5 protein-coding genes are annotated in these 7,333 nt (G+C 65.8%); 2 read left to right on the forward strand and 3 right to left on the reverse strand.

Going from position 1 to position 7,333, the window contains the following annotated elements:
- The first annotated feature begins 283 nt into the window (after window positions 1-283).
- Window positions 284-1,828, forward strand: coding sequence for a hypothetical protein (locus ACFE77_RS06190; protein WP_375420755.1), 1,545 nt, complete (start codon window positions 284-286; stop codon window positions 1,826-1,828).
- Window positions 1,829-2,350: 522 nt separating this feature from the next.
- Here the strand turns inward: ACFE77_RS06190 and ACFE77_RS06195 are convergent.
- The 3 genes from ACFE77_RS06195 to ACFE77_RS06205 all read right to left on the reverse strand — a co-directional run bounded on the left by ACFE77_RS06195 (window position 2,351) and on the right by ACFE77_RS06205 (window position 6,438).
- A complete protein-coding gene (locus tag ACFE77_RS06195; RefSeq protein WP_375420756.1) occupies window positions 2,351-3,682 on the reverse strand; it encodes a PepSY-associated TM helix domain-containing protein in 1,332 nt (443 codons plus the stop codon).
- Window positions 3,679-5,913: a TonB-dependent receptor family protein gene (locus ACFE77_RS06200; protein ID WP_375420757.1), complete on the reverse strand. Its 2,235-nt coding sequence runs from the start codon at window positions 5,911-5,913 to the stop codon at window positions 3,679-3,681. The genes ACFE77_RS06195 and ACFE77_RS06200 overlap by 4 nt, the downstream gene beginning before the upstream one ends.
- A 105-nt stretch (window positions 5,914-6,018) precedes the next feature.
- Window positions 6,019-6,438 carry a hypothetical protein gene (locus tag ACFE77_RS06205; protein WP_375420758.1) on the reverse strand — a complete coding sequence of 140 codons (420 nt, stop codon included), beginning with the start codon at window positions 6,436-6,438 and terminating at the stop codon, window positions 6,019-6,021.
- Window positions 6,439-6,741: 303 nt separating this feature from the next.
- Between ACFE77_RS06205 and ACFE77_RS06210 the strand changes: the two genes are divergently transcribed.
- The coding region (locus ACFE77_RS06210) for a PEPxxWA-CTERM sorting domain-containing protein (protein ID WP_375420759.1) at window positions 6,742-7,333 on the forward strand (592 nt) is incomplete at its 3' end.

Consider the following 7,333-nt stretch of genomic DNA (forward strand, 5'->3'; position numbering starts at 1 on the left):
TCTCATCGAGATTGGGAGTAAGCGGGTGGGTCGCATCGACATTTACGGCATCGGTATCGGACCAAATATCGGTCGCGCATCGTCGAGCGCGCGACGGTGGCTCGCCTTGTCCGGCGCGACCTTGCTTGCCGCGTGCGGCGGTGGCGGGGGTGGTGGGGCGTCTGGCCCCGCAACTGCGGGTGCCGTCACGGTCGTTCCCTCAGGCTCGGCGTCCCCAGTGCCGACCCCCGCACCGGCGCCAGCCGCGCCCGTGACGCCGACCCCGACGCCGACGGCTGCGCCCGTGACGACGGTGACACCGACACCCACCCCGACCCCCGTAGCCGTTGTGACACCGACGCCGGTGCCGTCGCCGACGCCGACACCGGTTTTAGTCCCGACAGCGAACTCGGCGACGATCCCCACGACACGATCGTTCGACCTCGCAATCAACGTTGCGGGCAGCATCTATTATAGTACGGAGCGTACTTTCGCGAACCTCGCGCTTCATTCAGGTGGCTGGCGCGACCCGAGCGCCGGCTGGGGCGGCGTCGCGGCCGAGAAGCTAAGCAGCTCAGGCAATCCGGCCAGTAGCGGCGTGTTGTATCTGAACGTGCCGCAGACCGTCTGGTCCGGCGTTGCCACCGCGGTGACCTGCACCTGGGAGGGTGGCGGAACCGTGAGGCTCGACGGTGACGTACGGTCGGGCGCGACCAACAATCGCGTGTCGTTCACATGGCCCGGCTTCGACCGGGTCAAGAACCCAACCGGGCGCCCAAACCTCATGGTTTACCTAACGGATGCAAACACGTCCGACCCGTTCAGGAACCTTGACTGTCGCGAGCCGGGCCTGGAGGTCGTCGGTCAGTTCGACAAGCGCGCGGTGGACGACTTGAAGCCATACGGTGTGCTGCGTTATCTCGACTGGACAAATACCAACGGCAATCCTGCAAATATCACCTGGGAAAACCGCACGACGCCAGGGTGGTTGTCGCCTGCGGGAAATGATGGAGTGCCGCTGGAGCATATGATCGACCTAGCGAACGCCGCAGGGTCGGACGCCTGGTTCACCGTGCCGTACAATGCCGACGAAAACTATGTGCGCAACTTGGGCAAGCTGATCCACGATCGGCTCGCGCCGGGACATCGCGCCTATATCGAACTGTCGAACGAAGTCTGGAACTTCAGTTTCCCGGTTGCCACCCAGGCGCTCAACGAGGGTCTCGCAGCCGGCCTCTCGACCGACAAATACGCCAACAACCTGCTGCGCTATGCCGAGAAGTCGGTGTGGATGCACAAGATCCTGACCACGGTCTTTGCCGATCAGCCCGCCCGGCTGGTGCGGGTAATCAGCTCGCAGAACGACAACAGCTACACGGCGCGCACTATGCTGCAGTTCCGCGATACCGCGCAGTGGGTCGATGCGCTGGCGACTGCGCCCTATTTCGGCCACGGCTTTTTCAACGGCGCGAATGCCGGCGTCACGGATCTGTTCACGCTCTTCGTGACGCTTGAGGCACAGCGTGCCAACACGATCGCCAAGGCAAAGGAGAACAAGGCGGCGGCCGACAAGTACGGTAAGCGTTACATCGCCTATGAGGGCGGCCAGCACATCGTTCCGCCCGCCGCTAACGCCGAGACAGCCGCACAGATGCAGCGGAGCCCGATGATGTACGACGTCTACAAGCGGTTCCTGACCGATTGGAAGACGATCTTTAACGACACCATGACCCTCTACTCCGCCACCGGCACCATCTCGCAATACGGCGCCTGGGGCATCCGTGAGTACGCGGGTCAGCCGCTTGCCGACACGCCGAAGCGGCGTGCCGCTATGGAGTTCGCGAGGTAATTGTTCCAAAACACGGCATCGTTCGGCTTGCGGTGCAAGGGTCGCGCCCGTATACTCAAGTCAATGGCTCCCTCGCCTAGTCAGAAGCGCTGAGCGACTACCTTCGGTTCACGTCAAGCACTAAGACGCTGGCGTCCACAACGGAAAGCGCTGGGTTTGATCGTGCGCATCTGGTAGTCAGTCGCAATCCCGCTGCTGGATGACGCGCACCGCTTCCAGACCAGATTGGTGGGTGCGAACTGATCGAAACTGTCAGCTTCGTATCAGCTCTTCTAGTCAGCGGGTTATTCTTTCTTCGGCTGGGCAGTGATCGTTGGTTGGTCAAGTTGCTGGTAACGAAGCTGATGATTCTGAAGAACGTGACATAATTCGCCGCCTTCTGCGTAGCTTCGATCCTCTCGCTTGATCTCGTCGTCGGGCTGTCGGTTCCAGTCCTTGCGGCGAAACGACGCCTGATCGCGCCAATTCGGCTATTCCTTCAGCTTACGATACCGATAGTTACCGGCGGAGTCTGCGCGTGCATCAGGCCCGGTGCCGCTGCCCGCTACGTGACTCTGACCGCCGCAACACCACCGCACGCCTCGTCACCAACCGGTCCGCCACCAAAACCACCGCCAGCGACAGGCCGAACAACGGCAGCAGCATACCCAGTCCCACCAGCACCATCGCGAACCCGTGCACCAGCGGCGCGGCGGGGCGGGGCGGCGGGGCGCCGAGCTTGCCGGTGGGGCGGCGGCGCCACCACAGGATCGCGCCGCTGATCGACAGCAGCGTCAGCCCGATCGCGGTCAGCAGGTTGAGCAGCTGGTTGAGCACGCCGAACGCCTGCCCTTCGTGGATCGCGACGCCGTAGCCCACCACGCGGTCGACCAGCCGCCGTTGGGCGAAGTCACGCCGGGTGAGCAGGCGCCCGCTCTGTCCGTCGATCGTCAGATCGGTGCGCAGCGGGCGGTTCGCCGCGTCGGATTTCGCGGTCCACGAACCGCCCGTGCCGACCGGCGGCGCGATCAGCACCGGCGGCGCCAGCGCCAGTGGCCGCACCGTCGCCGCCACACGGTCGAGCGCCTCCAGGCCCGGTGCGCCGGTGCCGGCCGGCATCGCCATGTGATGCTCGCCATGCGCGCTGCTCCAATCCTGCTTGGCGGGCGCGCCCTCGGCGACGTGGCGGATCAGCTTCAGGTAGCCGCCCCAACCCTGCGCCCAGGGCAGCCCCGACAGCAGCAGGAACAACGCCGCGAGCGACACCCAAAAGCCGGTGACGCCGTGGATGTCGCGCCAGAACCGCCGCCCCCCGGCGCGCAATCGTGGATAGACCACGCCCGCCAGACCGCCGCCCCGCGGCCACCACAGCGCCAGTCCGGTCAGGATCATCACGATCGTCCACGATGCCGCGAGTTCGACCAGATAGGAGCCGATCGGCCCCGCCAACAGCTCGCCGTGTAGCCGGAACACGGTTCGCATGATCCGCGACTCCTCGTCGACGGTGTGCAGCACCGCGAGCGTCTGCGGATGCACATAGACGCGGACGTCGCCCCTGGGCGTACGCAGGAGCATCTGCACCGCCTGCTCCGGCCTTGCGGGCAGCTCGTACGCGGCGAGCGTCGATCCCGGCACCGCGCGCAGCGCCGCCTGCACCTGATCCGCGGCCGTAGCGGAGGTGCCGGCGCCCACGACATGCGCGTAGGGCCGGTCGATCCACGCCTCGATCTGCGGCCGGAACAGGTAGATCGAGCCGGTCAGCGACAGCCACAGCACGAACGGGATGCAGAACAGCGACGCATAGAAGTGCCACCGCCAGATCGCATTATGTCCGGGCCAGCGGCGCACGACCGCCGCGGAGGTGAGGTCGTTCATCGGAAGCGGCTCCTGATGCCGGCATAGATGGTTCGCGGTGCACCCGCGTAGAGCGATCCGGTGGTGGTGCGCAGCACGCTCACGGGGTTCTGCTCGCCGGTCGTGGCGGACAGGCTGTCGCTGATCACAGCTGCGGAACCGACATGCACCGTGTCGAACACGTTCTGCAGCGCGACGAACACGCCGATCCGCGACCAGTTACTGCCCGCCGCTGCCGGCGGATCATAATGAAGGTTCAGATTGAACAGCACGTGCCCCGGCACCGACAGCAGATTGGCGTTGTCGATCGCGTAGCGCGACCGATGCGTTGCCTCGACGAAGCCGCCGAGCCCCTGCGCGATGCCGTGCGGCCGGTCATAGCCGGCGCGCAGGTTGATCACTGTGGGCACGACCCCCGGGATGGCGTTGCCCGCGCGATCGAACACGCGCGACGATCGCCCCGCGCTCAAGCGCTCCTCGAAGCGGGTATAATGCTGGTCGTTGTAGCTATAGCTGGCCGACAGCCGAGCCCCCGCGACTGGACGCCAGCTCGCGCCGATCTCGAGCCCCTGGTGAAGCGAGCGCGGTACGTTGCTGGTATAGGTGAGCAGGTCGATCCCCGCCGACTGGCCGAAGAGTTCGTCGCGGAACCACTCGCGATAGACGGTGATCTCCGCGTCCAGCCGCTTGCCGACCGCCACCGCCGCGCCGACGTCCAGCCCGATGTTGCGCTGGGGCCGTAGCGACAGGTTGTTGCCCGGCACGCCCGCAGCGGTGACGAACAGATTGCCGGCTTGCGGGATGCCATAGCCGGTCGCGAGCCGTGCATGCAGCTTTACCGCCTCGATCGCCTGCCAGCGCAGCGCCACGTCAGGCGCCACGTTCCAGAACACCCGCCGCGCCGGCAGAGCGGTGGTGATCGCGGCGCTGGCCAGGGGATAGCTGTAGGCGGTCTGCGCGACGTCGATCGTCGATCGCTCGGCCCCCACGCCGACAATCAGCCCCAGCCGCGGGGTGACCGCGAGATCCTCGCGCGCACGCACGCCGACATTGTCGACCGTGCCGATCACGATCTGGGTCGGCGCCCCGAACCCGTCGCGACCCGCGGGCGTCTTGTTGAAGCTGAAGCTGCGGCTATCCAGATGATTGTAGAAGATCCCGACGAAGCCGGTCGCGGGCATCCCCGCCAGCCGGTGATCGGCGGTGACGTCGCTGGTGAAATTATAGCTTTCGAAGCCGCCGCGGAACGGCGTTGCGCTGGTCGGCTGGTAGACGATCCGGCTGTCGAAGGTCGCCTGGGTCCGCCAGGTCGCGGTCTGAGAAAAATCATGTTCGTAGCGCGCGCCGAGGATCGCGCGGCGATCGTCGCGGGCGAGATCGCCCTCCGCAGCGGTCTGCGCGATGCGCTGCCCGTTGCGACCATTGACGAGCACCTGGATCGTCCCGCAGCCCGCCGCGGCGGTCGCAGCGCTGGCGCATCCTTGCTGATACGGGTTGGCCAGATACTGGTCGTAGGACAGCCGCGTCGACAGCCTGAACTCGCCCGCATTGTAGATCAGCTTGGCGGCGACGCGATCGTTCGCACCGAGGGAGGCGGTAGCGAGCGCGTTGATCGTGGCGGTTCGATAGTCGCTATGCGCGGTCGCGCCGACCCCGCCGACCAGGCTGCCGAAGACGCTGTAATCGAGCGTGTCGGTGCCGTGGCCGAGCGTCGCGTAGACGTTGCCATAGCCGTCGCCGCCGACATCGGTGCCGACATCGAGCCCGTCGATATCGCGCCCGCGCCGCGTGCGGAAGTTGACCGCGCCGCCTAGCGCGTAATTGCCGTATCGCGTCGACGACGGCCCCCGCACTACCTCGATCGCGCCATAGGCATGCGGATCGGCAAGGTCGAACCGCGCCAGGCCATCCGGCTGGGTGACTGGAAAGTCGTCCTCGAAGACCTGGATGTTGCGCGCGCCGAAGCTGTTCCGCGCATTGGATCCGCGGATCGACAGCCCGATATCGCGCGGGCCATTGCCCTGGATGACGGCGACGCCGGGGGACAGCTTGACCAGATCGGCGATCGTCGTCGCGGGGACTCCGCGGATCGCCGAGTCGTCGATCGTGGTAGCGGTCTGCCCCGCCGCCTGCGCGGTGGGCGACAGCGAGCGAGCGGTAACGACGATGTCGCCGGCGCGCGGTTCGGCCGCGCGGCTTCTGGTCTGCGCGAGCGCCGCGGATGGCAATAGAGCAAAGACGGCCGCAGCCATCCTGATAGGTGATGAGATCATGGAATCCTGCGCACGAGATCGCGGCGGCGCCGTGCGCCGCGCCGCGATCATGAAGCCCTGGACGCCCGCAGGCGCCGGCGGTGGTCAGGCGGGCAGGGGAGGCGCGCGGAGTGGTGGGCGCAGGCGTGACGTCGAGCGCGGTGCCGGACGATGCGTGCCGCGCATCACCGCCGCCATGAACGCGAGCGCGACCGCAAGCAGCACCGCATCGACCGCGGCGAGCACCGGCGCCGCCAGCCCCGCGAATGCGCAGGGCAGTTCGGCCTTCGACGCGGGCATGTGCTCGCTGTGGTCGTCGACGGGAGCGGTCATCGCATGGTGTGCCATCGCCATCGGCGCTGGCGCGCTTACCGCGGCACCCGGACAGAGCTGGAGCGTGATGCCATCCGCGCCGTTCACCGGCATGTACCCGTTCGGCACCAGCATCTTCATCGCCAGCGCAGCCGCGACCAGCAACGCCGCCAAAGCTGGATGAAGCCGGAACAGGGCGCGCAGCGTTGACACCGCTCGGGCTTAGCCACCGGCCCCGGTTCGGGCAATGACGATCGCTAGCGTGCGAATCATCTTGCGATCGAACCCTGGATGATCAGCGGCTGCATAGTTACTGTGGTCGAGCGTACCATCGAAAGCACCCGATCACGGGTGAAAAGATGAAGCGTACTGGTTAACGCCATGATTTCATCTAAGCTTGGAACAGATTGGGGTTAACGGGAAGGTAATCAGCTGTTTATCTGTCAGCCCGGACGAGACATAAGAATAGCGACGGTGCAGTGATGCATCAAACTAGATCTTTACAGGGGTTCATCCATGAAGACGCTCACTAACTTGTTCGCTGCCGCCGCCCTGATGACCTTGGCCGCACCGGCATTCGCCGCGCCGATCGTCAGCTTGCCGGGCGGCTCCGTGCTTACGATTGGTGCCTTCCAGAAGACCAACGGACCGACCAGCGTCGCACCTGGCGTGAGCTTCACCGCGACTAATAACGGCTATGTCGGTTACGAAGGTGCCTGGGGCTTCGATAAGCATGACACGTGGGAGGGCACGCCGCTGCTCGGCCTGAACAGCGCCACCGGGTCGTTCACGCTGAACTTCGACACCGCCATAACCGGCTTCCTCGCCGAGGTGAACTGGGCGGGTAATTTGTATAACGACGCGTCGATCACCGCGTTCGACATGGCCGGCAACGAGCTCGAGCGAATCGCGCTTACCGAGCACAGCATGGACCTCGAGGAGCCCGGCTTTTTCGGCTTCGGCAACACCGCGGCCCCGATCAAGAGCATTCGCTTCAGCAACTCCTATATCGCCATCCGCAACCTCGCGATCGTGCCCACTGCCGCGATTCCGGAACCCGCCACCTGGGCAATGATGCTGCTCGGCTTCGGCATGATGGGCGCCACGC

It is taken from the genome of uncultured Sphingomonas sp., from assembly GCF_964243315.1.
Classification (GTDB): domain Bacteria; phylum Pseudomonadota; class Alphaproteobacteria; order Sphingomonadales; family Sphingomonadaceae; genus Sphingomonas.